Consider the following 24035-nt stretch of genomic DNA (forward strand, 5'->3'; position numbering starts at 1 on the left):
AATGCCGGCAGTCCCTATAGCTACCGGCACCCAAGGGTCAGCGCACGGGTGGTGCGTATTGCAGACCGCCCTTGTTCCACAGCGCATTGAGGCCGCGCTCGATCTTCAGCTCACTCCCCGCACCGACGTTGCGCTCAAACACTTCACCGTAATTACCCACCTGCTTGACGATCTGCACCGCCCAGTCTTTAGGCAACTTGAGATCCTTGCCAAACTCTCCTTCAGCCCCCAGCAAACGCGCGATATCCGGGTTCTTGGTGGTTTTAGCCAACTCCTCGACATTGGCTGATGTCACTCCCAGTTCCTCAGCATTGAGCAAAGCAAACAACGACCAGCGCACAATATCGAACCACTCCTCATCCCCCTGACGCACGACTGGCCCCAGCGGCTCTTTAGAGATCACCTCAGGCAACACCACATAAGAATCAGGATCAGCCAACTTAATACGCTGCGCGTAAAGCTGTGACTGATCGGAAGTCAGCACGTCACAACGCCCGGCCTCTACTGATTTGGCGCTTTCATCGGAAGTGTCATAGGTGATAGGCGTGTATTTGAGGCCGTTAGCGCGGAAATAATCGGACAAATTCAGCTCAGTCGTTGTACCGGCTTGAATACATACTGTGGCGCCATCAAGTTCTTTTGCGCTGGCTACCCCCAACTTTTTGTTAACCAGAAAACCCTGGCCGTCGTAGTAGGTCACACCGGCGAAGTTCAGGCCCAATCCTGCATCGCGGGAGCTGGTCCAGGTGGTGTTACGTGACAGAACATCCACCTCACCCGATTGCAGCGCCGTAAACCGCTCTTTGGCCGTCAGCGGGCTGTACTTAACCTTTTTTGCATCACCGAATACGGCTGCCGCAACAGCGCGGCACACATCAACATCAATCCCCACATAGTTGCCCTTGCCATCTGCATATGAGAATCCCGGAAGACCGTCACTGATACCGCATTGAACGAATCCTTTCTTCTGAATAGCGTCCAGCGTTGCGCCTGCATGAACAAACGAGCTCGCGCCTAGAACAGCTGCGGCGCACAGTACGGCTAATGTTGATTTCACCCGCTTCATATTGAATCTCCAGTTGCTTTTGTTTTGATTGGAGTCTTGGTTTCACCTCCTCCCTATTTAGGGTTGGCATGTCGCTCCGTCATTGCCAAAGGTAAGACCTGCCTCGAGTCTAGTTGTGGTTTCCCCCATCAGCCATAAACCCTCCCCCAACCCTCCTGAACTCCGTCCTAATAGGTTAAAAACACCAACTGCATCACATGATTCGCACTGAAATGCAGCTCAGCACTGCACACTTGAGAACTCAGCCCTCGCACGTGGCAACACCTAAGAGCCTGTTGCTTCCAGCAAAGCGCGTACCAGCTCCCGTGGTCTTTACCCGAAGCTCCACGCACGGCGACAAATCCCTGAATATGTTGGAAAATTCGCCACTTGGTTTTCCTTAACAAAATCCCCCTCAGGCGCACCAAGCCTACGCGTCTGCACTAAAGCGGAGCCTTCCATGACCGAACCGTTGATCCTGCACCCAAACCGCGATGCCGACGCCTGTGTCATCTGGCTGCACGGCCTAGGCGCTGATTGCTACGACTTCCAGCCTGTTGCCCAACTCCTGCAACAGCGTTTGCCCAGCACCCGCTTCGTGTTGCCCCAAGCGCCCACACAGCCAGTAACCATCAACGGCGGCTATGCCATGCCAAGCTGGTACGACATCCTCGCCATGAGCCCGGCCCGAGCCATCGACCACGCTCAGCTGGAGGCCTCTGCCCAACAGATCATTCAACTGATTGAACAGCAGCGGGACAGTGGTATTGATCCGTCGCGGATCATCCTGGCGGGCTTCTCTCAGGGCGGTGCCGTGGTCCTGCATACCGCATTCCTGCGCTGGCAGTTCGCGCTCGGCGGGGTTATGGCTTTATCGACCTACGCTCCGACCTTTACCGAGGCCGTCAAACTGCCTGAAAGCAAACTGAGTCTCCCTGTTCTGTGTTTGCACGGCGTCTATGACGATATTGTTCTGCCCGCCATGGGCCGTGCTGCTCATGATTTTCTGGTGAGTGCGGGCGTCACCGTGCAATGGCACGAATATCCCATGGGCCATGAAGTCGTTAATGAAGAAATTCGCGATATCGCCCAATGGCTTGAGCAGCGCCTGAACGGCTAAATCACCTAGCGTCAGCAGCCAAGAAAGTTCCCATATACACCCTGGGGATTTCTTGGCTGCCCAGTCAAATACTGTGAGCAATTCAACAAACCTGAGACTCAAATGACCACAAAGCGCATGGGTCATTGTCACCACCAGCCCACAGGACTATGGTCTAAAACTCCTGAAACCCACGGAATTCGCCCTACCCGCAATTCAGACGGGCTCCGAGCAGACGACCTTAGACATGAAACGCGCCACGTGGCCGGTGAATCTGCGACAACTGCGGCAGCTGCCTTTGTTTCATAACCTACCGATTCGCAGCCTCCGCCCTTCGCTTAAGCCCTTCAGTCCTTACAACCTGGAGCCCGGCGAAATACTCCTGTCTCCGCTCCAGCGCAACCAGTACCTCTACCTGTTAATCAAAGGACAGTTAGATATCTACTTGGAGTCCCCAGATAGCCCTTGCGTCGACAGTCTGCACTCAGGCGATTGCACCGGTGAGCTGAGTTTTATCGACTGCCAGCCCCCTACCGCCTATGTTGTAGCAAGCAAGCCCTGCCAGGTCTTGCGCCTGCATCGCAACTCGCTCCTCGACCTCAGCCAGCACTCACCCGAGCTTTTGTGCAACCTGCTGTCACTACTGTGCAACCGCACCCGGCAAGTCAACCGCATGTTCCGCGACAGTGAACAAAGCGCCAATATCGATGCACTGACCGGCATTTATAACCGTCGCTGGCTGGAACACATCTTTCAACGCGAAAGCACCCGCAGCGCCTTTGATCAAAGCCCCTTATGCCTGCTCATGCTTGATGTTGACCACTTCAAAAGCTACAACGACCAGCACGGCCACCTCGCTGGCGACTATGCCCTTTCGCTGGTCGCCGAGACTCTGGCAAATCAGCTGAGACCTGGCGATACGCTTGTTCGATACGGCGGTGAAGAGTTTGTCATCCTCATGCCTGCTTCTCTTAACGAGGCCCGCCATATTGGCGAACGTATGCGCATTGCCATTGAGCAAATCGAGCAGTTCCACTCACCTGTCGGCGCACTCCCAGGAGTGACCATCTCAATCGGTATCGCTCAAATGCAATACCGCGACACCTTGCTTACCCTTATCGCCCGAGCCGATAAAGCGCTATATAAAGCCAAGCAATTCGGTCGCAACTGCCTATTTTGCTGATCGCATCCAACAATAAAGGCATTGCGCCACCACCTTAAACATCAGCATAAATCTCCATTTAACTGCGCAAATATTTCAAGAACCGGCACAATGCTTCGCCATGGCCGCTTCATGCTTTACACTGTGGCCCGTACATTCCTTAACCAATTGACGAGATGGCCGTGCTCAAAGCACTTAAAAAGATTTTCGGCAAGACCGAAAACCAAACGCCCAACCCTGCTGGTCAACCTGTAGCGCCCAGCGCCAAACACGTCAAAGAAGAGCCTAAAGCGGAAAAATCCAGCCGCTCCGCCAAACCTCGTGGCCAAGCAGCCACTGGCAAAGCTACGCCGAACAAAGGCAAACAGGAGCGCCCCCAACGCGAACGTCCTGCCAAACCAGTCGACACCTGGAAGCTGGAAGACTTCGCCGTAGAGCCTGCTGAAGGCAAAACCCGCTTCCACGACTTCAAGCTCTCCCCTGAGTTGATGCATGCGATCCACGACCTGGGCTTCCCATACTGCACGCCGATTCAGGCACAAGTACTGGGCTTTACCCTGAGTGGTCGCGATGCAATTGGCCGCGCGCAAACCGGCACCGGCAAAACCGCTGCTTTCCTGATTTCCACTATCACCCAGCTGCTGCAAACGCCGCCGCCAAAAGAGCGCTACATGGGCGAGCCCCGTGCGCTGATCATCGCGCCGACCCGCGAGCTAGTAGTACAAATCGCCAAAGACGCCCAAGCCCTGACTAAATACTGTGGTCTGAACGTCATGAGCTTTGTCGGTGGCATGGACTTCGACAAGCAGCTCAAACAGCTGGAGTCACGCTACTGCGACATTCTCGTGGCCACCCCAGGCCGCCTGCTGGACTTTAACCAGCGTGGTGAAGTGCACCTGGACATGGTCGAAGTGATGGTGCTGGACGAAGCCGACCGCATGCTCGACATGGGCTTTATCCCGCAAGTGCGCCAGATCATCCGCCAAACGCCGATGAAGGGTGAGCGCCAGACGCTGCTGTTCTCCGCCACCTTCACTGAAGACGTGATGAACCTGGCCAAGCAGTGGACGACCAACCCGGCCATTGTTGAGATCGAACCGGAAAACGTCGCCAGCGACACCGTTGAACAACACGTCTACGCGGTCGCCGGTAGCGACAAGTACAAGCTGCTGTACAACCTGATCACCCAGAATGACTGGAGTCGGGTGATGGTCTTTGCCAACCGCAAGGACGAAGTACGCCGCATTGAGGAGCGCCTGACCCGTGATGGCGTCAGCGCTGCACAAATGTCCGGCGACGTGCCGCAGCACAAGCGGATCAAGGTGCTGGAAGGCTTCCGTGAAGGCAAAATCCGCGTGTTGGTAGCCACCGATGTTGCCGGTCGTGGCATTCATATCGACGGCATCAGCCACGTGATCAACTTCACCCTGCCGGAAACCCCGGACGACTACGTGCACCGTATCGGCCGTACCGGCCGTGCCGGTACCAGCGGCACGTCGATCAGCTTCGCCGGTGAAGACGACGCCTACGCCCTGCCAGCCATTGAAGAGCTGTTGGGTCGCAAGATCGCCTGCGAAATGCCGCCAGACGAACTGCTCAAAGCGGTCCCCCGCAAGCACTGATCGGTGGAATAAAAAAGGCGAAGCTCATGCTTCGCCTTTTTTGTGCCTGCTGCAAATACACCTAATCCCGCTGGGTCCGAATTTTGTGATGATCGAAGCCCTGCTCCACCAGAAACTGCCAGGCCTGCTCGACCGCCTCCGGCAGCTCCTGAGCCACCTGAAAGCCAGCCTGCGGATACAGCTTGATGCGCTGTACATCGCCAACCATCTCCGCAATCAGCCCAAACAAGCCGACCACATTGGCAACGCCATCGGGAAAGCGATACCCCGGTGCATCCACCCATGCAGTCAATTCCGGCCAACGGATTGGCAGCGTCAGTTTCACCCGGCGGATCGAATTTGGCTTGGTCAGAAAGGTGGCGCGGCGAACGTGCGGAAACAGCTCGCGGGTAAAGGCAATATTTTCTGCAAAATTGGTCGAGCGGGCTTCCAGACTGAATTGCTCTGGCCTAACGCCAAGCGCCATAGCGCGCTCAGCGAAAATCTCAGCTTCGGGGCGTTCCCACAAATGCCGCGTCCAGTTGCCGGTATTACCTGAAAACACGATGTGCTCGGCCACGCCCTGGTCCAGCAACTCACAGGCATAGTCGCAAACCCGCAAGTCATAACTGCCACAAACAATCAGAAGCTCACACTCAGCATGACCACGCCCTGCCGATAAAAAGTCCCATAGCACCTGAGCGTGTCGCAATGTCGGGGTCATAACCGCTCTCCTCCCTGAGATGCCGGTCAGCCTTCAAATAACTCCAGCTGCACCAGCTTGCCGCGTAAGTCATGCAAGCGTACGCCCACTCCCAGCAAGCGCACAGGCTTATTACCCCGGGCAAAGGCGCTGGCCAGCAAACGCCGGTAGCTCTCCAAGTCCCGCCCGGCGCCGCTTTGCTCCAGCGTGGTCTGGGTAAAATCGTGAAACTTCACTTTGACGAACGGTTTATCCGGCCGGTAGCTGGCGTCCAGTCGGTCCAGACGTGTCTTGAGTTGCTCAAGCAAATCGGGCAACTCATTCAGACAAGCCTCTAGGTCCGGCAAGTCAGCGTCAAAGGTGTTTTCCACGCTGACGGACTGGCGGCGGCTATCATTCTCCACTGGGCGGTTATCAATGCCCCGCGCCAGCGCCCACAGGCGCTCACCAAAGCTGCCGAACTCTTTGACCAACGCCAGCTTGTTCCACTCACGCAAATCGCTGCATGTACGGATACCCAGGCGCCCGAGCTTGTCTGCCGTAACCTTGCCAACGCCATGCAACTTGTTGACCGGTAACGCCGCGACAAAATCTTCCACCTGATCCGGCGTAACCACAAACAAGCCGTTGGGCTTGCGCCAGTCACTGGCGATTTTGGCAATAAACTTGTTCGGCGCTACGCCAGCAGACACCGTGATGTTTAGCGTCTGCCAGACCTTGCGACGAATTTCTTGGGCAATACGCGTGGCGCTGCCTGAGAACTGCGGACAATCGCTGACATCCAAATAGGCCTCATCCAACGACAGCGGTTCGATTTGATCGGTGAACTCGCGAAAAATGGCATGAATCTCCCGCGATACAGCGCGATACACCTCCATTCTCGGCTTCACGATCAGCAAATCAGGACACAACTTCAACGCCTGCGCCGAAGCCATTGCCGAACGCACACCATACGCCCGCGCCTCATAGTTACAGGTCGCAATCACCCCCCGCCGATCCGCCGAACCGCCCACCGCAATCGGCTTATTGGCCAGATTCGGGTCGTCACGCATCTCGATCGCTGCGTAAAAGCAATCACAGTCAACGTGGATGATCTTGCGTTGGCTCATACGGGATGAAGTCAGTCAGCCGGGTGGTCGTGGCAGGTAATCCGGACACAGACTTTACCAGCATCCTCTACAGACCTGAGCAAAACGCCCACCGCAGCACGAGACTTTACGCGCCCACTCGCCATATCTGCTCCAGTTTCGTGGTGTAGCTCTGGCTCATCATCTCCCGACGCATTCCCCAGCGCGGCTGGGCTGGTACCGCAGCCGGTCGTAGTGTCCCCCGTCCCCAGCGACCGTTGATGGAGTCCAGCACAGCCATCACCCGTTCTGAGCTGGCAGGCTGGGTAGCCGCGAACAGATCATCGGTGTATTCGCCCCGTTGGCAAATATCCATTAGCAGTACCATCGCTTTGGAATAGGCATAGCCGGGGCGATAAATGGCCTCCAGCCCGCGCAACGCCGCTGCGCTAATCAGTCGGGTATCGTTGGTAGGATATGGCAGTTCACACAGCATTCCCTGAGCCAATTTGGCTTCATCAGGATTGTGCATACCCGTGCGTATACTCACCCTCACCTTTTTACACAAGGAGTTCTGAGCGCGCAGTTTTTCACTGGCACGCTCTGCATAACTGGCGACAGCCTCACGGATAGGCGCCAGTTCGTACTGGCGCTGGCCAAACATGCGGCTGCAACAGATTTCCTGTTTGGCCGGTGGCGCGCCATCCAATTCCAGACAAGACGTGCCACGCAGCTCCCGCGCCGTCTTTTCCAATACTACAGAGAACTGTTTACGCAGCGTGCGGGCATCTGCCGCTGCCAAATCAGCTGCCGTAGATATACCCATTGCCTGCAGTCGCTGGCTTAACCGCCGACCAACGCCCCACACCTCGCCGACCGGCGTCGCCGCCAAAAGTTTGCTGCAGCGCAACGGATCACGAATATCGACAACACCTCCCGTCTGGCGCTGCCAGCGCTTAGCGGCGTAGTTGGCCAATTTGGCCAAGGTTTTCGTGCTGGCGATACCCACCCCTGTAGGCAGCCCGGTACAACTCAAAATCTGCGCCCGAATGTCACGGCCAAGCGCCTCAAGATCGCCCCCAACACCGGTCAGATCAGCAAAGGCCTCATCAATGCTGTACACCTCGAGGTGCGGCACCAGCCCCTCTAAAAGGGTCATCACACGCTCGCTCATATCGCCATAAAGGGCATAGTTGGAGCTGAATGCCACACCTCCGGCCGCCTCATAGGCTTTACGTATCTGAAACCACGGTGCCCCCATAGGGATACCCAGCGCTTTGGCTTCTGCCGTACGACTCACCACACAGCCGTCGTTATTGGAGAGCACCACCACAGGTTTACGCATGAGTTCTGGCCGGAATAAACGTTCGCAACTGCAATAAAACGAATTGCAGTCGATCAGGGCAAAAACACGCTCAGACACTGTTACGCCCCTGCCGACACAAGCCGATGTATACGCCCCAGATGGTGAAGTCCTCTGACTCCAACACATAGCGCGGCGGATACGTTGGATTGGCAGAAAGCAAAATGACCTGATGCTGGTCTCCATCCAGCATTTTCAGCATTGGCTCACCATTTACGCAGGCAATCACCACATCGCCTCGCCGGGCTTTGAGAGACTTATCGATCAACACCAAATCGCCATCGAGGATGCCCAACCCTTGTAGGCTACAACCCTCTACACGCGCCAAAAATATTTGCGGCCGGTGCAGGCCAAATACCTCATCCAGAGAAATACGCTGTTCCAAGTGATCCTGTGCCGGGCTGGGAAACCCGGCAGGAACACTGGGAAGAAAGAAGGAAAGCTCAGTGCCGCCGGACGCGACCTGACCAAGTAGCGTGATGCCAGCCAAGGGATAGTGCTCATCTGGTAATACTGTATATATAAACAGTATTATTTAAATGGGACGTTCGTCAATGTCTAGCGGTCGGCTCCCGCCTTACAGGAGCGCACAAAAGCTACCTCAGTACAGGCTCCTACAACCGGCTCAGAACAGTTTCAGCAAGGTGCATAACCACCCCATTCAACGTAAGCTGTATAGCGCCTGCCTAATGCTGTCCTGAGCCTCCTTTTCAGCGCTCAGGTGTTCTGTTTTCCGAGGACTTTGTAATGAGCAACCGCCAAGCCGAAATCGCAGCCGCCCTGAATGTGGTGCCGCCTTTCGCTGATCAAGCTGCATTGATTGCACAAATCGAGCTGCGCAAAACCTTTATCAAAAACTGCCTTAAGAACGCGGGCCTTAAGGTACTGGTACTCGGTATCAGCGGTGGCGTCGACTCTCTGACCGCCGGGCGCCTGGCACAGATCTGCGTTGAGGAACTGCGTGCCGAGACAGGCGATGACGCCTACCGTTTTATTGCCGTGCGCCTGCCCCATGGCGTCCAGCACGATGAGCACGATGCTCAAGCCTCCCTGCGCTTTATCCGCGCTGACGAAGAAAGCACCGTCAATATTGCCGACAGCGTGCTGGGTCTGGCCAAACAAGTCAGCGATCTGGACAAACTGCCCGCCGCTCGCCGTGATTTTGTCCTGGGCAACGTCAAAGCCCGTATCCGCATGGTGGCGCAGTTCACCATTGCCAATGCCAATAACGGGCTGGTAATTGGCACCGACCACGCAGCCGAAGCCGTGATGGGCTTTTTCACAAAGTTCGGTGACGGCGCCTGCGACCTGGCCCCGCTATCCGGTCTGGTAAAAAACCAAGTCCGTGCCATTGCCAAGCATCTGGGCGCACCGGACGATCTAGTGTTCAAAGTCCCGACAGCTGATCTTGAAGAACTACGCCCCGGCAAACCAGATGAAGAATCCCATGGCGTGACCTACGAAGAAATCGACGCCTTCCTGCACGGTAAGCCGGTCAGCGATGAGGCCTACGCCATCATCGTACGCACCTATGACAACAGCCAGCACAAGCGCGTGATGCCATTTGCGCCTTAATGGCTAAATTCGAGACAACAAAAAGCCGGGTAATAACCCGGCTTTTTCGTATCAGCACTGATCAGGCACGCGGAAGGGTTACACCCAGCTGGCCCTGATACTTACCACCACGGTCCTTATAGGACACTTCGCAAGCCTCATCGGATTGCAGGAACAGCATCTGCGCCACGCCCTCGTTGGCATAGATTTTCGCAGGCAGCGTGGTGGTGTTGGAGAACTCAAGCGTCACATGGCCTTCCCACTCCGGCTCAAGCGGAGTGACGTTGACGATAATGCCGCAGCGCGCGTAGGTGCTTTTGCCCAGGCAAATCGTCAACACATCACGAGGAATGCGGAAAAACTCAACAGTACGCGCCAACGCGAAAGAGTTCGGCGGAATAATGCAGACGTCGCTTTTGACATCGACAAAACTCTTCTCGTCGAAATTCTTCGGGTCAACCGTGGCCGAGTTGATGTTGGTGAAAACTTTAAATTCATCGGCGCAACGCACATCGTAGCCGTAGCTGGAGACGCCGTAGGAGATTAGACGCTCACTCCCCTCGGTACGCACCTGGCGCTCTACAAAGGGCTCGATCATGCCGTGCTCAAGAGCCATGCGGCGAATCCACTTATCCGATTTGATGCTCATGGCATGTGTCCTGCTAATAAGGCAAAGGTGAAAAGTGCAGGCATCTTACCGGGGCTGGCGACCGTGTTCAAAGGTCAGTTTCCATCGCTTTGCGTGAAATAGCCAGCAAGCTAACTATTGATAAATATCAGAAAGATGCACAGAGCATTCGCGCTTCATCATAAAAACGAGTATGGTGGACGAACTGTGCTGCATGTGTCACCACGAATCGCTGCTTGATGCCTAGATTTCGATCAAACATCGTCCGACTCCTAGTACTCGTTGCACTCAGTCCCGGCCTGGGCTTTTCCAGGGCTGTATTTACTTTTTATTAGGAGACATTCACATGTCCAATCGTCAAACTGGCACCGTTAAGTGGTTCAACGATGAGAAAGGCTACGGCTTCATCACTCCGCAATCCGGTGACGACCTCTTCGTTCACTTCAAAGCTATCCAGAGCGATGGCTTCAAGAGCCTGAAAGAAGGTCAGCAAGTTTCTTTCGTCGCTACCCGCGGCCAGAAAGGCATGCAAGCTGAAGAAGTTCAGGTTATCTAACCTGCGCTTACTCGCTTAAAAAAACCCGCTTCGGCGGGTTTTTTTGTGTCTGAAAAACGCCCGCCGGATACTGATCCAGATCAATAAATGCAGATTGTCCGACAACTACCCTAGCCTTCGAATGGCCGCCAGTGCCATAGCTGCTCACCGTATAACCATAAAAACGCAGAGGCTAGACCATGGGGATGAGTATTGTTTGGTCCGACGATTTTGCTACCGGTATCGACATAATTGACAGCCAGCACCAGCGTCTCTTCACGTACTTTCAGGACATTGAGCAATGCATTGCAGCCGAAGATACTGCGTCGGTTGAACAGCTATGCCGTGGCTTGATTGACTACGCGGTGTCACATAACTCGTTTGAAGAGTCCTTGATGGAGCAAGCGGGTTACCCGATGCTGGAGGGGCACCATCGGGTACACGAGGCCTTCAAGCAACGCACACAGGGCTACTTGCAGCGAATCGACAGCGGCGCAGACAAACTCAAGATTGCCCGGGAAATGCGAACCGACATCGGTCTATGGCTGATCAACCACATCAAGCACGAAGACAAACACTACTCGCCCTACGTGAGGAAGAGCCTGGATAAAGGACTCGTCTCACGCATGCTGGGCAAGTTTTTCAAATAAAGCCCGACTCATAACAACCTGCCGGGCAGGATGATCAGTCGTCACTGACTGAGAAGCTCGGCATACCCACCGTCCCAGCCTGAGCAATACGCGCCCCCACTGTGCGCGCTGTTTCCTGATAAATCATGGCTATCTGGCTTTCAGGATCAGCGATCGTCGTTGGCTTACCGCCATCAGACTGCATGCGAATCGCCATAGACAGAGGCAGCGAGGCCAGTAGGTCGACACCAAACTGCGATGCCAGCTTCTGTCCGCCCCCTTCACCGAACAGGTGCTCGGCATGGCCACAATTGGAGCAGATGTGCACGGCCATGTTTTCCACCACGCCCAGCACTGGAATGTTCACCTTACGGAACATTTCCACGCCTTTCTTCGCATCCAACAGCGCCAGATCCTGCGGGGTTGTAACAATCACCGCCCCAGCTACCGGCACCTTTTGCGCCAGAGTCAGTTGGATATCACCGGTACCCGGCGGCATGTCCACCACCAAGTAATCCAGATTATCCCAGGCCGTCTGTGTGATCAGTTGGATCAGAGCACCAGAAACCATCGGCCCGCGCCAGACCACCGGCGTGTTGTCATCGGTCAGGAAGGCCATGGACATCACCTCAACACCATGGGCTTTGAGCGGTACAAACCACTTCTGGTCTTTGACCTGTGGTCGGGTGCCTTCCGGGATGCCGAACATGATGCCTTGACTAGGACCATAGATATCCGCATCCAAAATACCCACCCGAGCCCCTTCACGGGCCAGTGCCAGCGCCAAATTGGCCGCTGTGGTGGACTTACCTACGCCGCCTTTGCCCGAGGCAACCGCAATCACGTTTTTCACGTTGTTCAGTGCCGGGACTTGATCCTGTGCTTTGTGCGCCTCGATTTCACACTCGATCTGCACCTCGGCACGCTCAACGCCGTCGAGGTTTTCCAGTGCCATTTGCAGCATTTGCGCCCAACCGTTTTTAAACAGACCTGCGGCATACCCCAAAACCAGGCGAACCTTGACCGCCCCGCCCTGAATGTCGACTTCACGCAGACAACCGGCGCTAACCGGGTCCTGATTCAAATGGGGATCGGTGTACTGGGACAAGGCAGCTTCAATGGCAGCGCGGGTAACAACACTCATGGATAACTCCGAAAGGCTGAGCAAATCAGGTGGATATAGTACCTCACCGCTAGCTAGACAGGCGTATACGGCATACGTTCGCAGATGAACAGAATTGAACCCTCGGCCCAATCGCCTTCATCTGCCCAAAGGTGAAAAAAATCCTCCGCCCCTATATAGTTATCGGCTTCCTGAGTTACCAGTGCAGCCGACTCCCATGACTGAAGCCCGCAAAATTCTTGTTACCAGCGCCCTGCCCTATGCCAACGGTTCGATTCACCTCGGCCATATGCTGGAGTATGTGCAAACCGATATGTGGGTGCGCTTCCAGAAGTTGCGCGGCAATACCTGCACCTATGTCTGTGCCGACGACGCCCACGGCTCCGCCATCATGCTGCGCGCCGAGAAAGAAGGCATTACCCCAGAGCAGTTGATTGCCAACGTACAGGCTGAGCACAGCGCCGACTTCGCAGACTTCCTGGTGGATTTTGACAATTTCCACTCCACCCACTGCGAAGAAAACCGCGAGCTGTCCACGGCGATCTACCTGGCCCTGCGCGACAACGGCCACATCGCCACCCGCTCCGTCACCCAGTACTTTGACCCTGAAAAGGGCATGTTCCTGGCTGACCGCTTCATCAAAGGCACTTGCCCGAAATGCGGCACTGACGATCAGTACGGCGACAACTGCGAAAAATGCGGTGCTACCTACGAACCGACCGAGCTGAAGAATCCACGCTCGGCCATTTCCGGCGCGGTACCGGAACTGCGCGACTCCAAGCACTTCTTCTTCAAGCTGCCTGACTTTGAGGCCATGCTGAAGCAATGGACCCGCAGCGGTGCTCTACAAGACGCCGTCGCCAACAAGATTGCCGAATGGCTGGACAGCGGGCTGCAAGAGTGGGACATCTCCCGCGACGCGCCCTACTTCGGCTTCGAAATCCCGGATGAGCCGGGCAAATACTTCTACGTCTGGTTGGATGCGCCGGTTGGCTACATGGCCAGCTTCAAAAACCTGTGCGCCCGCCGCCCAGAGCTGGACTTCGACGAGTACTGGAAAAAAGACTCCAGCGCCGAGCTGTACCACTTTATCGGTAAAGACATCGTCAACTTCCACGCCCTGTTCTGGCCTGCCATGCTGGAAGGCGCAGGCTACCGCAAGCCAACTGCACTGAACGTGCACGGTTACCTGACCGTCAACGGCCAGAAGATGTCCAAATCCCGCGGCACCTTTATCAAGGCCCGCACCTACCTGGATCATCTGAATCCGGAATACCTGCGTTACTACTACGCCAGCAAGCTGGGCCGTGGTGTGGATGACCTGGACCTGAACCTCGAAGACTTCGTGCAGAAGGTCAACTCTGATCTGGTCGGCAAAGTCGTCAACATCGCCAGCCGCTGCGCCGGTTTCATCCATAAAGGCAATGGCGGCGTGACGGCTGCGACAGATGCAGCACCTGAGCTGAGCAAAGCCTTCAGCGATGCCGTACCAAGCATCACTGACGCCTATGAGAAGCGCGATTTCGCCCGCGCCATGCGTGAAATCATGGCCCTCGCCGACCTGGCCAACGCCTGGATCGCTGATAAAGCCCCATGGGCGCTGAACAAGGTCGAAGGCAAACAAGCTGAAGTGCAGGAAATCTGCACCGCAGGCGTCAACCTGTTCCGCCAGTTGGTGATCATGCTCAAACCGGTCCTGCCAGTGCTGAGCAAAGCCGCCGAGGAATTCCTCAATGTGGCACCGCTGACTTGGGCAGACCTCGATAAAGGCCTGTACAACCACCAGCTGAACGCCTTTACCCCGCTGATGACCCGTATTGAACCTGCCAAGGTAGACGCCATGGTTGAAGCCAGTAAAGAAGACCTCGCTGCAGAAGCGCCGAAGCCACAAGGCAACGGTGAGCTGGTCAAAGACCCGCTGGCAGCCGAGATCACCTTCGACGCCTTTGCAGCGGTTGATCTGCGTATCGCCCTGATTGAGAAGTGTGAGTTCGTGGAAGGTGCAGACAAACTGCTGCGCCTGACGCTGGATATCGGCGATGAGAAGCGCAACGTGTTCAGCGGCATCAAGAGTGCCTACCCGGACCCAAGCAGGCTGGAAGGACGCCTGACCCTGTACGTCGCCAACCTGGCTGCGCGCAAGATGAAGTTCGGCGTATCCGAAGGCATGGTGCTGGCCGCAGGCCCAGGCGGCGAAGAAATCTACCTGCTGAGCCCAGACAGCGGCGCCAAACCGGGTCAGCGCGTTAAGTAATCCCGCAGGAGGCAGGATGAAACCATGGATGGTTGTAGCGCTGCTGAGCGTACTGACAGGCTGTTCCGAACAGTCAGGCACATCGCTCGGCGGCGCCCTTCAGGGTGAACGCAACCAGACCGGCAGCTACCTGGCTTATGAGCACCATGTTGGCATTGAGCTGCCCGCCGAACAGATTGCTGAACGCTTCGCGGCCACCCGCGAAGCCTGCCTGAGCACGCGCTTCGGCCGCTGCAGCCTGATCGCTGCACAGCAAAACAGCAATGGGCCTTATGGTGAGCTAACCCTGCGCATCGTGCCGGAAGGTGTCGAAGCCATTACTTCTCTGGCCAGCGAAGGTGGGAAGCTGGTCAATCGCACTACCCGTGCTGAAGATCTGGCCCAGGCCGTAGGCGACAACCGCCGCCAGCACGAGCAGTTATTGCGCCAGCAAGAAACCCTGCAACAGTTCGAGAAACGTAACGACCTGTCCGTCTCCGACCTGCTGACTCTGGCTCGCGAGCAAGCCGCCCTAGATGTGCAGCTGCAAGCCATTGCTCAAGAGGCCGCCCAACAACAGCGGCGCTTGGACACCAACCTGCTGACCCTGAATTTCAGCAGCCCTTACGCAAGCTCACCACTTGGCCGTATCGGCGAGGCGTTCTCACGCCTGACCGATAATCTGGCCGAAGGTACCGCCAACTTAATCGAGTTTATCGGCTATAGCCTACCCTTCCTCATAGTGCTGTTCCCCCTGGCACTCGCACTGCGCAAGCTGTGGAGACACCTCAGCAACCGCTGACAGACAGCAGCGGTGTGAGTCCGACTTCAGGCAATTCGCCGCATCCGGCTTGTATGGTCTAGGCTGCTTCCCGATAATAGGCGCCCTTTTCCTATGGCCTTTTGCACGCTACGGCAGCCCAATGACCGAACTCGCCTTAATCATGGTCAGCGCCATCCTGGTCAACAACTTTGTGTTGGTCCAGTTCCTTGGCCTGTGCCCGTTCATGGGTGTTTCGAAGAAAATCGAAACCGCCATCGGCCTCTCTCTGGCCACCACCTTCGTCCTGACGCTGGCCGCTATGTGCAGCTATCTGGTGCAGAAGTACATTCTGCAGCCACTGGACATCGAATACCTGCGCACCATCAGCTTTATTCTGGTGATTGCCGTGGTGGTGCAGTTCACCGAAATGGTGGTGAACAAGACCAGCCCCCTGCTCTACCGCGTGCTCGGCATCTTCCTGCCGCTGATCACCACCAACTGCATTGTGCTTGGCGTAGCCCTGCTGAACGCCAACAAGGCTGAGTTCACTTTTGTCACCGCCACTGCAAACGGCTTCGCTGCGGGCCTTGGTTTCTCGTTGGTTTTGGTGCTGTTTGCCGCCATGCGTGAGCGCATCGCCATTGCTGACGTGCCCAAACCGTTCCAAGGCGCGGCCATCGGCATGATCACCGCAGGCCTGATGTCACTGGCGTTTATGGGCTTTACCGGATTGATCAAGCTATGACTGTGGTGCTGATCGCCGTTCTCGCGCTACTGGCGCTGTGCCTGGTAGCAGGCGCCATTCTAGGCTTTGCCGCCGTACGTTTCCGCGTTGAAGGCAACCCGATTGCCGAGCAGATCAACGCCCTGCTGCCACAGACTCAGTGCGGCCAATGCGGCTACCCTGGCTGCAAGCCGTACGCCGAAGCGATTGCCGGTGGCGACAAAATCAACAAGTGCCCGCCGGGTGGCGAAGCAACGATTCAGGCCCTGGCCGATCTGCTCGATGTAGAGCCGGAGCCGCTGGATGCCGTGGAAGGCGAAAAACCGCAAATGGTCGCCTATATCCGCGAGGCGGAATGCATCGGCTGCACCAAATGCATTCAAGCCTGCCCGGTGGATGCCATTGTCGGCGCGGCTAAGCAGATGCATACCGTCATTGCCAGCGAATGCACTGGCTGCGACCTGTGTGTCGAGCCGTGCCCGGTGGATTGCATCGACATGCTCGAAGTGCCCTCCAGCGTTCAAAGCTGGAAATGGGATAAACCCCTGCCCGCCGGGCAACTGATCGCCAGCGACCGGGAGCAGGCAGCATGACCGCCATGAGCACGCCCAACACACGAATCTGGGACATTCCCGGCGGCATTCACCCGGAAGAACGCAAAGAGCTGTCCAACCGCATGCCGATCCAGCCTGCGCCACAGGCCAAACGCCTGACGCTGCCACTGAACCAACATATTGGCGCCCCAGCCGAGCCTGTTGTAGCAGTAGGTGAGCGCGTACTTAAAGGCCAGCAGATTGCCCGCGCCAACGGTTTTGTCAGTGCTGCGCTGCACGCACCGACTTCCGGCACCGTATCCTTTATCGGGCCGCAACCCTACCCTCACGCCTCCGGCATGCTCACCAGCGCGATTGTTATCGACGCTGACGGCCTGGATGAATGGACTGAGCTGAGTCCGTGCCCGGACTATCGCGCCCTTGAGCCTGCTGAACTGCTGGAGCGCATTCGCCAGGCTGGCATAAGTGGCATGGGCGGTGCAGGCTTCCCCACAGCGGTAAAGCTCAACGCACGGCCAACCCAAAAGATTCACACCCTGATCATCAACGGTACTGAGTGCGAACCGTACATCACCGCCGATGATGTGCTGATGCGCGAGCGCGCCGCCGAGTTGCTGTCCGGGGTCGATATCCTTGCGCATCTGATCCAGCCCGAACAGGTGCTGATCGGCATTGAGGACAACAAACCCGAAGCTATCAGCGCCATCCGTGCAGCCATGGGCGAGCGCAGCTATGCGATCAAAGTCTTCCCGACCAAATACCCGTCAGGCGGTGAGAAGCAGCTGATCCAGATCCTGACCGGTGTTGAAGTTCCATCCGGAGGCCTGCCCGCCGATATCGGCATGCTTTGTCAGAACGTCGGCACCTGTGTGGCTGTGCATGATGCCGTGATCCACGGTAAACCGCTGATTTCACGCATCACCACCCTGACCGGCGAAGCGCTAGAGCGCCCGATGAACGTTGAGGTATTGCTGGGCACACCGGTGAGCGAACTGCTGCAATTTGCGGGGCTGAATGAAAACAAGCTGAACCGTCTGATCATGGGCGGCCCGATGATGGGCTTTACCCTCACCGACACCCGCGTGCCGGTGATTAAGACCACCAACTGCCTGCTAGCCAGCACCGCTGAGGAACTGCCACCACCACCTCCGGCGATGCCCTGCATCCGCTGTGGTGAATGCGCCGAAGCCTGCCCGGCCAGCCTGCTGCCGCAACAGCTGCACTTTTTCGCCATCGGCCAAGAGCACGAACAGCTTAAGGCCCACAACCTGTTCGACTGCATCGAATGTGGCGCCTGCGCCTATGTCTGCCCGTCCAGCATCCCGCTGGTGCAGTACTACCGCGTGGCCAAGGCAGAAATCCGCGAACTGGAACAGAAACAACTCAAGGCCGAACACTCCAAACAGCGCTTCGAGCTGCGCCAGGAGCGTCTGCGCCGCGCAGAAGAGCAGAAAGAAGCTGATCGCCAGGCCCGTGCCGCCCGCGCTGCTGCTGCCAAAGCTGCCCAAGCGCAAACCCCGGCAGCCCCTGAAGCCGCAGCCGCGCCTGCCAAACCGGGCCTGAGTGAAGAACAGAAGAAACTCAAGATCGAAGCCAGCATGGCTCAGGTCGCCCTGAAAAAGGCCGAGAAGCAATTGGCCGCCCATGACACACCAGAGTTGCAGGCTCAGGTCGAAGCCTTGCGTCAGGCCGCTGCCGCTGCGCAAAAGGCGCTGGATGCGGCAATGGCCAGCACCCCAGCAGCACCGGCTGCCGCCCCAGCAGCGGATGATGCCGACCTGAAAAAGGCCAAAATCGACGCCGCCATGCTGCGCGCCCAAGTGCGTAAGCTGGAGAAAGTCGAGGAACCAACCGCTGAACAGCAGGCCGAACTGCAACAACTGCGCAGCCAGCTGGAGGCTGCAGAAAAGCTGCTCGCCAGCCTGCAAACACAAGCGCCTGCAACGACCAAGGCCGCACCAGCTGCCGATGATGCCGAGCTGAAGAAAGCCAAGATCGACGCTGCCATGCTCAAGGCCCAACTGCGCAAGCTGGAGAAGGTCGAAGAGCCTAGCGCCGAGCAACAAGCTGAGCTGCAACAACTGCGCAGCCAGCTGGAGACTGCAGAGAAGCTGCTCGCCAGCCTACAAAAACAAGCTCCTGCAACGACCAAGGCCGCCCCGGCTGCCGATGATGCCGAGCTCAAGAAAGCCAAGATCGACGCTGCCATGCTCAAGGCCCAACTGCGCAAGCTGGAGAAAGTCGAGGAGCCAACGCCTGAGCAGCAAGCAGAACTGCAACAGCTACGCAGCCAGTTAGAGGCTGCGGAGAAACGGCTGGCCGATTTGCAAAACCAAGCCCCAGCAGCCGAGAAGCCTCAGCCCACAGAAGGCGAAAGCAATCTGAAGAAAGCTAAAGTCGAGCTGGCGATGCGCCGCGCCGAGTTGAAGAAGGCGGAAAAAGCCGGTGCCGATGAAGCCACCCTAGCACCACTACAACAGTCGCTGGCGGAGGCTGAACAAGCCCTGCACGCCGCAGAAGAGGCCTCGGGCAAACCAGCCCCCGAACTGGTGCGTACAGACAAAAAGCCGATCGACGAAACCACCCGTGCGCTAAAGACCGAAGTGGCCTTCGCCCGCGCCGACCTGCGCAAACTTGAACGCGAAGGGAGTAGCCCGGCGGATGCCCTTGAGGCGGCCCGGGCGCGTCTGAACGAAGCCGAACGCAAACTACAGGAGCACACAGGCAGCCTTTAAGGCGGCCTGTGTCAGAACCGGAGCATCCATGGCCCTGCCCCGCATCACATCGCCCCACGCCAAGGGCAAAAACCGCACACAGCAAGTCATGCTGCAGGTGCTGCTGGCCACTGTGCCGGCAATCATCGCCCTGACCTGGCTGTTCGGCATTGGTACCCTGATCAATCTGCTGCTGGCTAGCATCTTCGCGCTGGGCTTTGAGGCAGCCATCCTGCGCCTGCGCAAACGCCCGGCGCTGTTCTTCCTCAAGGACTACAGCGTCATCGTCACCGCCGTGCTGCTGGCACTAGCACTGCCGCCCTACTCACCTTGGTGGCTGACCTTAGTCGCCACGGGCTTTGCTGTCGTTTTCGGTAAGCAGCTCTACGGTGGCCTGGGTCAAAATCCGTTTAACCCGGCCATGCTCGGCTATGTGGTGGTGCTGATTTCCTTCCCAGTTGAAATGACCAGCTGGCCTGCTCCACACAGCGTCGGCATGTCCGAAGGCCTACAGCAGATTCTCGGCATCGCCGCCTTGCCAGATGGCTGGGCGCAGGCCACTGCACTGGATGTGCTGAAAACCAACAAGAGCCTGACCGTCGATGAGCTGTGGACACAGAACCCTGCATTCGGTCACTTCGGTGGTAACGCCGTAGAAATCGTCAACCTGGCCTTCCTACTAGGCGGCCTGTACCTGCTGCACAAGCGCCTGTTCACCTGGCACGCCCCGGTCGGCATGCTGGCGGCACTGGCCGTCATGAGCCTGCTGTTCTGGAACGGATCTGGATCAGATTCGAACGGCTCGCCGCTGTTTCACCTGTTGACTGGCGCAACCATGCTGGGTGCGTTCTTTATCGTCACTGACCCGGTCAGTGGCGCAACCAGCAATCTCGGCCGCCTGATCTTCGGCATCGGCGTTGGTGTGCTGGTCTATGTAATCCGTGCCTGGGGCGGCTACCCGGACGGCGTAGCGTTTGCCGTGTTGCTGATGAACCTCTGCGCCCCCACCATCGACTACTACACCCGGCCGCGCAGTTACGGCCACAGTAAGCCGACTCGCGGCTTCAAGCTGGGGGATTAACCATGGCCCTGCCTGAAATCAGCCGTTCGATGCTGAAAAACAGCCTGGTGCTCGGTGCCTTTGCCGTCCTCACGGTCGGTATCGTCGCCATCACCCAAGTCGGCACCACCGAGCGCATTGAGACCGCTCAACGGGAGGCCAAGGTTCAAGCGCTGGCGCAAATTCTGCCTGCTGGTTCTTTCGACAATCACCTGCTCGACTCGGTGCGTGAGGTGAATGATCCGCTGTTGGGCAACAAAACAGCGACTCCGGCTTACCTCGCCACCCTCAAAGGCGAACCCGCCGCCGTCATCCTGCAAGCCAATGCGCCGGACGGCTACAGCGGCAGCATCAGCCTGCTAATCGGGATTTTTGCCGATGGTCGCTTAGCGGGCGTTCGCGTAATCAACCATAAGGAAACACCGGGCCTCGGGGACAAAATCGAACTGGCTAAAGATCAATGGATCAACAGTTTTGTCGGTAAGTCTCTGCACAACCCAGACGAAACCGGCTGGGCGGTGAAGAAAGACGGTGGCGAATTCGACCAGTTTGCCGGGGCGACCATCACGCCTCGCGCCGTGGTCAAAGCTGTACATAAAGCCCTGCAGTACTTCGACGCTAACCGCGAAACCCTGCTCAAGCCGCTGGAGCCGAACAATGGCTAGTTACCGCGAAATCGTCAGCAACAGCTTGTGGAAGAACAACCCAGGGCTGGTGCAACTACTCGGCCTGTGCCCGCTGCTGGGTGTCAGTAACTCAGTCGTAAACGCATTGGGCATGGGCTTGGCCACAGCACTGGTTTTAGCCTGCTCTAACGCCGCCGTCTCACTGATCCGCAATGCGGTGACCGATGCTGTGCGCCTGCCGGCGTTTGTGATGATCATCGCCGCGTTGACCACCTGCACCGAGCTGTTGATGCAGGCTTTCACCTACGAGCTGTACCAGATCCTGGGCATCTTTATCCCACTGATCACCACCAACTGCATCATCCTCGGTCGCGCCGAAGCCTTCGCCGCGAAAAATAAAGTCAGCCACGCAAGCTTTGACGGCCTGATGATGGGAATTGGCTTTGGGCTGGTTATGGTTGTGATCGGTGCTGTACGTGAGCTACTGGGCACCGGTGCGCTGTTTGCCAATATGCAGCTGCTGTTCGGGCCGATTGCCGCCAACTGGCAAATCACCTTTGTTGAAGACTACAAAGGCTTCCTGCTGGCGATTCTGCCGCCGGGTGCGTTTCTGGTGCTGGGCTTGCTGGTGGCTGCGAAAAACCGCATTGATGAACACCTCGAAGCCAAAGCCAAACTGGCCGCTGCCCCACAAGCACCTGCTGCCAGCCGCCGTGTACGTGTGACCGGAGTCATTGAGTGAACGCCGCCAAACGCCTGGAAATCTTCCGCCGCCTGCATGCTGAAAACCCTGAGCCGAAGACCGAGCTGGAATACAGCAATCCATTTGAGCTGCTGATTGCCGTCACCCTCTCTGCCCAGGCCACCGACGTCAGCGTCAACAAGGCCACCGCCAAACTGTTCCCGGTAGCCAACACCCCACAAGCGATTTACGACTTGGGCGTTGAAGGCCTGAGTGAATACATCAAGACCATCGGCCTGTACAACAGCAAGGCTAAGAACGTCATCGAAACCTGCCGTCTGCTGCTGGAGCGCCACGGCGGTGAGGTCCCGCAAACACGGGAAGAGCTGGAAGCCCTGCCAGGCGTCGGCCGCAAAACCGCCAACGTGGTGCTCAACACAGCGTTCAGACAAGTGGCAATGGCGGTGGACACCCACATCTTCCGTGTCAGCAACCGCACCGGCATTGCGCCTGGCAAGAACGTACTTGAGGTCGAAAAGAAGCTGCTGAAGTTTGTACCCAAGGAATTTCTGCTGGATTCACACCACTGGCTGATCCTGCACGGACGCTATGTATGCCAGGCACGCAAGCCCCGCTGCGGAAGTTGCATCATCGAAGATCTTTGTGAATACAAACAGAAAACATCTGACGATTGATTAATCCGAAGATTTTTAATCGCCCTGATTGAAAAAATCTTTTTTACCCACTCATCTTTTGTCGCTATAAGGTCGGCAAATGGCCTGACAGCCTGGAGTGAGACAGATGACCACGGATAAAGAAGACCTCGAATTAGACGAAGACTTTGTTTCAGATGACGCCGATGAGGCGGATGCGCCAATTGAGGTTGCTAAAACCAACCTGACCAAACGCCGCATCATCGACAACTTCCTTGAAGAGCGTCGCCTCAATAAACAATTAGCCGAATACGATTTCGATATCTGATTGGCACAAAGCCCCGCTTAAAAGCGGGGCTTTTGTTGTGTGGCGCATTAGGTATCCAAACGCCCTTCTATGAGTTGTCTCAAGCGGTCACGCATAAGGCCGGTATGAGCACCCAGGTTGGCTATTGGGCTGCCTTGCAGCTGTGCCTCTGCCAATTCTGCTCCCAGCCCTGCCAAGGCCATCGGGCAGTCCACAGACAAAGCCAGTTTAAAGAGCTGACGTAACTGCACCTGTGTGGGTGGCATGGCAGCCAGTACCACCAGCGCTCGCGGCTGGATGGACTGGCAGATCACCGGCACCTCTTCCAGCGGCTGGCCCACCGGCAGAATCCTCAGGCGCGACGTGTCGCCGCTCACGAGCAAGCCACTGACCAATAATTCGAGTTCACGGTGCTGGTCGGGGATGCCAACAAACAATACGTCCCCTTGGGCATCACGCTTAAGCATCTGCATACGTTGCAACACTCTGCTGCGCAGGAATGCATCGTAGAACAGCCATTGGCTTAGCTGGCCAAAACCGGCGTCATTGATCCCCTGACGCCATACGGGAAGCAGAATCTCCTCGAAGGCCATCTGCAGCGGGAAGGTGGCAAATATCTGGCCGTACAGCTGTTCCAGGCGCTCTTCATCAAATGCTTGCAGAGCTTGGCAGATACGCGTTTGCCACTCCGCCTGCTGTGATTCTCCTGACGCTGCAGGCTCTGCTTGGGTAAACGATGCAGAGGCAGCCTCTTCTCGTCTACGGGCAAGCAGGTTACCCACCTTACTCACTGCCAGCCCACGTTCTGTCCAAGCCATGATGTCGCGAATCGTCGCGATATCTTCCAGCGTATACAGCCGGTGCCCGCCTTCAGTGCGGTACGGTCGGATCAATCCGTAACGGCGCTCCCAAGCTCGCAGCGTGACCGGGTTGACACCTGTCTGGCGTACAACCTCACGGATGGGAAGCAGCTCGTCACTCACTGGATGCTCAGCAACGCTCACCGAAGCCTCTACTCTTTCAGTCATAGAAAAGTTAGCCGCAGCTAATAACTGCTGGCATTGTACAGCGGTCAACGGCACTGGACGTTTACAAGAGTGCAATCTGTACGAAATCGCAGGATATACTCTGCGCCCTCACCGTTCATAGACGTAGCCTGGATCGCTTCGCGCAGCCACGCTCACCCGATCACGGTTCTACGAAGGATAAA

General features: G+C 56.9%; 24 protein-coding genes. 16 read left to right on the forward strand and 8 right to left on the reverse strand.

Annotated elements, in window-relative coordinates; all coding sequences use genetic code 11:
- Nucleotides 1-37: 37 nt before the first annotated feature.
- The gene (locus WG219_13600) at nt 38-1066 is read right to left on the reverse strand and encodes an amino acid ABC transporter substrate-binding protein (protein WXL24359.1); all 1029 of its coding nucleotides are present in this window, start codon (nt 1064-1066) and stop codon (nt 38-40) included.
- A gap of 439 nt (nt 1067-1505) precedes the next feature.
- Here WG219_13600 and WG219_13605 point away from each other — a divergent pair, with 439 nt between their 5' ends.
- The 3 genes from WG219_13605 to rhlB all read left to right on the forward strand — a co-directional run bounded on the left by WG219_13605 (nt 1506) and on the right by rhlB (nt 4928).
- Nucleotides 1506-2165: an alpha/beta fold hydrolase gene (locus WG219_13605; protein ID WXL24360.1), complete on the forward strand. Its 660-nt coding sequence runs from the start codon at nt 1506-1508 to the stop codon at nt 2163-2165.
- 226 nt (nt 2166-2391) lie between these two features.
- Nucleotides 2392-3327, forward strand: coding sequence for a GGDEF domain-containing protein (locus tag WG219_13610; GenBank protein WXL24361.1), 936 nt, complete (start codon nt 2392-2394; stop codon nt 3325-3327).
- A 161-nt stretch (nt 3328-3488) separates the two neighbouring features.
- Entirely contained in the window at nt 3489-4928 is a 1440-nt protein-coding gene (rhlB, locus tag WG219_13615) for an ATP-dependent RNA helicase RhlB (protein WXL24362.1), read from the forward strand.
- A 61-nt stretch (nt 4929-4989) separates the two neighbouring features.
- Here rhlB and WG219_13620 read toward each other — a convergent pair whose 3' ends face one another.
- From WG219_13620 to WG219_13635, 4 genes are all read right to left on the reverse strand, one after another.
- Nucleotides 4990-5631: a YdcF family protein gene (locus WG219_13620; protein ID WXL24363.1), complete on the reverse strand. Its 642-nt coding sequence runs from the start codon at nt 5629-5631 to the stop codon at nt 4990-4992.
- A gap of 26 nt (nt 5632-5657) precedes the next feature.
- Nucleotides 5658-6719 carry a DNA polymerase IV gene (gene dinB / locus WG219_13625; GenBank protein ID WXL24364.1) on the reverse strand — a complete coding sequence of 354 codons (1062 nt, stop codon included), beginning with the start codon at nt 6717-6719 and terminating at the stop codon, nt 5658-5660.
- A 106-nt stretch (nt 6720-6825) separates the two neighbouring features.
- A complete protein-coding gene (gene umuC, locus WG219_13630; protein WXL24365.1) occupies nt 6826-8100 on the reverse strand; it encodes a translesion error-prone DNA polymerase V subunit UmuC in 1275 nt (424 codons plus the stop codon).
- A complete protein-coding gene (locus WG219_13635) occupies nt 8093-8530 on the reverse strand; it encodes a S24 family peptidase (GenBank protein WXL24366.1) in 438 nt (145 codons plus the stop codon). Before WG219_13635 ends, umuC begins: the two co-directional genes overlap by 8 nt.
- 257 nt (nt 8531-8787) lie before the next feature.
- Between WG219_13635 and nadE the strand changes: the two genes are divergently transcribed.
- Entirely contained in the window at nt 8788-9615 is an 828-nt protein-coding gene (gene nadE / locus WG219_13640) for an ammonia-dependent NAD(+) synthetase (protein ID WXL24367.1), read from the forward strand.
- A gap of 61 nt (nt 9616-9676) precedes the next feature.
- Here nadE and dcd read toward each other — a convergent pair whose 3' ends face one another.
- Nucleotides 9677-10243 (reverse strand): dCTP deaminase, encoded by a 567-nt coding sequence (dcd, locus tag WG219_13645; protein ID WXL24368.1) that lies wholly within the window; start codon nt 10241-10243, stop codon nt 9677-9679.
- Nucleotides 10244-10568: 325 nt separating this feature from the next.
- Here dcd and WG219_13650 point away from each other — a divergent pair, with 325 nt between their 5' ends.
- Together WG219_13650 and WG219_13655 are read left to right on the forward strand one after the other, a co-directional pair.
- On the forward strand, nt 10569-10778 hold the full coding sequence (locus WG219_13650) for a cold-shock protein (protein WXL24369.1): 210 nt from the start codon (nt 10569-10571) through the stop codon (nt 10776-10778).
- A 185-nt stretch (nt 10779-10963) separates the two neighbouring features.
- Complete coding sequence (locus WG219_13655; protein WXL24370.1) at nt 10964-11407, forward strand: bacteriohemerythrin; 444 nt, start codon at nt 10964-10966, stop codon at nt 11405-11407.
- A gap of 34 nt (nt 11408-11441) precedes the next feature.
- On the opposite strand, the gene apbC is transcribed toward WG219_13655, so the two are convergent.
- Entirely contained in the window at nt 11442-12530 is a 1089-nt protein-coding gene (gene apbC / locus WG219_13660; GenBank protein ID WXL24371.1) for an iron-sulfur cluster carrier protein ApbC, read from the reverse strand.
- A gap of 196 nt (nt 12531-12726) precedes the next feature.
- Between apbC and metG the strand changes: the two genes are divergently transcribed.
- The 10 genes from metG (at nt 12727) to WG219_13710 (ending at nt 22846) form a co-directional block, all read left to right on the forward strand.
- A complete protein-coding gene (gene metG, locus WG219_13665) occupies nt 12727-14763 on the forward strand; it encodes a methionine--tRNA ligase (protein ID WXL24372.1) in 2037 nt (678 codons plus the stop codon).
- Nucleotides 14764-14779: 16 nt separating this feature from the next.
- Nucleotides 14780-15544 (forward strand): DUF4349 domain-containing protein, encoded by a 765-nt coding sequence (locus WG219_13670; GenBank protein WXL24373.1) that lies wholly within the window; start codon nt 14780-14782, stop codon nt 15542-15544.
- Nucleotides 15545-15665: 121 nt separating this feature from the next.
- Nucleotides 15666-16250, forward strand: coding sequence for an electron transport complex subunit RsxA (gene rsxA / locus WG219_13675; protein WXL24374.1), 585 nt, complete (start codon nt 15666-15668; stop codon nt 16248-16250).
- A complete protein-coding gene (gene rsxB / locus WG219_13680) occupies nt 16247-16822 on the forward strand; it encodes an electron transport complex subunit RsxB (GenBank protein ID WXL24375.1) in 576 nt (191 codons plus the stop codon). The genes rsxA and rsxB overlap by 4 nt, the downstream gene beginning before the upstream one ends.
- Entirely contained in the window at nt 16819-19518 is a 2700-nt protein-coding gene (gene rsxC / locus WG219_13685) for an electron transport complex subunit RsxC (protein WXL24376.1), read from the forward strand. Before rsxB ends, rsxC begins: the two co-directional genes overlap by 4 nt.
- Nucleotides 19519-19546: 28 nt before the next feature.
- Nucleotides 19547-20578, forward strand: a complete 1032-nt coding sequence (locus tag WG219_13690) for an RnfABCDGE type electron transport complex subunit D (GenBank protein WXL24377.1) — start codon at nt 19547-19549, stop codon at nt 20576-20578.
- Nucleotides 20579-20580: 2 nt separating this feature from the next.
- Nucleotides 20581-21222, forward strand: a complete 642-nt coding sequence (gene rsxG, locus WG219_13695) for an electron transport complex subunit RsxG (GenBank protein ID WXL24378.1) — start codon at nt 20581-20583, stop codon at nt 21220-21222.
- Nucleotides 21215-21925 (forward strand): electron transport complex subunit E, encoded by a 711-nt coding sequence (locus WG219_13700; GenBank protein ID WXL24379.1) that lies wholly within the window; start codon nt 21215-21217, stop codon nt 21923-21925. The genes rsxG and WG219_13700 overlap by 8 nt, the downstream gene beginning before the upstream one ends.
- Nucleotides 21922-22560, forward strand: coding sequence for an endonuclease III (gene nth, locus WG219_13705; protein WXL24380.1), 639 nt, complete (start codon nt 21922-21924; stop codon nt 22558-22560). The genes WG219_13700 and nth overlap by 4 nt, the downstream gene beginning before the upstream one ends.
- Before the next feature lie 106 nt (nt 22561-22666).
- Entirely contained in the window at nt 22667-22846 is a 180-nt protein-coding gene (locus tag WG219_13710) for a hypothetical protein (GenBank protein WXL24381.1), read from the forward strand.
- A 47-nt stretch (nt 22847-22893) separates the two neighbouring features.
- On the opposite strand, the gene WG219_13715 is transcribed toward WG219_13710, so the two are convergent.
- Nucleotides 22894-23853 (reverse strand): MerR family transcriptional regulator, encoded by a 960-nt coding sequence (locus tag WG219_13715; GenBank protein WXL24382.1) that lies wholly within the window; start codon nt 23851-23853, stop codon nt 22894-22896.
- Between the last annotated feature and the right edge of the window lie 182 nt (nt 23854-24035).

Origin of the sequence: Pseudomonas mendocina, from assembly GCA_037482215.1 — a bacterium.
Classification (GTDB): domain Bacteria; phylum Pseudomonadota; class Gammaproteobacteria; order Pseudomonadales; family Pseudomonadaceae; genus Aquipseudomonas; species Aquipseudomonas mendocina_E.

Bases quoted from the DNA above. Each gene is read 5' to 3' on its own strand.
- WG219_13715 (WXL24382.1), bottom strand. From the start codon at position 23,853: ATGACTGAAAGAGTAGAGGCTTCGGTGAGCGTTGCTGAGCATCCAGTG.
- WG219_13600 (WXL24359.1), bottom strand. From the start codon at position 1,066: ATGAAGCGGGTGAAATCAACATTAGCCGTACTGTGCGCCGCAGCTGTT.
- WG219_13700 (WXL24379.1), top strand. From the start codon at position 21,215: ATGGCTAGTTACCGCGAAATCGTCAGCAACAGCTTGTGGAAGAACAAC.
- dinB (WXL24364.1), bottom strand. From the start codon at position 6,719: ATGAGCCAACGCAAGATCATCCACGTTGACTGTGATTGCTTTTACGCA.
- WG219_13620 (WXL24363.1), bottom strand. From the start codon at position 5,631: ATGACCCCGACATTGCGACACGCTCAGGTGCTATGGGACTTTTTATCG.
- WG219_13605 (WXL24360.1), top strand. From the start codon at position 1,506: ATGACCGAACCGTTGATCCTGCACCCAAACCGCGATGCCGACGCCTGT.
- rsxC (WXL24376.1), top strand. From the start codon at position 16,819: ATGACCGCCATGAGCACGCCCAACACACGAATCTGGGACATTCCCGGC.
- nadE (WXL24367.1), top strand. From the start codon at position 8,788: ATGAGCAACCGCCAAGCCGAAATCGCAGCCGCCCTGAATGTGGTGCCG.
- WG219_13690 (WXL24377.1), top strand. From the start codon at position 19,547: ATGGCCCTGCCCCGCATCACATCGCCCCACGCCAAGGGCAAAAACCGC.
- dcd (WXL24368.1), bottom strand. From the start codon at position 10,243: ATGAGCATCAAATCGGATAAGTGGATTCGCCGCATGGCTCTTGAGCAC.
- WG219_13655 (WXL24370.1), top strand. From the start codon at position 10,964: ATGAGTATTGTTTGGTCCGACGATTTTGCTACCGGTATCGACATAATT.
- metG (WXL24372.1), top strand. From the start codon at position 12,727: ATGACTGAAGCCCGCAAAATTCTTGTTACCAGCGCCCTGCCCTATGCC.
- apbC (WXL24371.1), bottom strand. From the start codon at position 12,530: ATGAGTGTTGTTACCCGCGCTGCCATTGAAGCTGCCTTGTCCCAGTAC.
- WG219_13710 (WXL24381.1), top strand. From the start codon at position 22,667: ATGACCACGGATAAAGAAGACCTCGAATTAGACGAAGACTTTGTTTCA.
- rsxG (WXL24378.1), top strand. From the start codon at position 20,581: ATGGCCCTGCCTGAAATCAGCCGTTCGATGCTGAAAAACAGCCTGGTG.
- WG219_13610 (WXL24361.1), top strand. From the start codon at position 2,392: ATGAAACGCGCCACGTGGCCGGTGAATCTGCGACAACTGCGGCAGCTG.
- rsxB (WXL24375.1), top strand. From the start codon at position 16,247: ATGACTGTGGTGCTGATCGCCGTTCTCGCGCTACTGGCGCTGTGCCTG.
- rsxA (WXL24374.1), top strand. From the start codon at position 15,666: ATGACCGAACTCGCCTTAATCATGGTCAGCGCCATCCTGGTCAACAAC.
- WG219_13670 (WXL24373.1), top strand. From the start codon at position 14,780: ATGAAACCATGGATGGTTGTAGCGCTGCTGAGCGTACTGACAGGCTGT.
- WG219_13650 (WXL24369.1), top strand. From the start codon at position 10,569: ATGTCCAATCGTCAAACTGGCACCGTTAAGTGGTTCAACGATGAGAAA.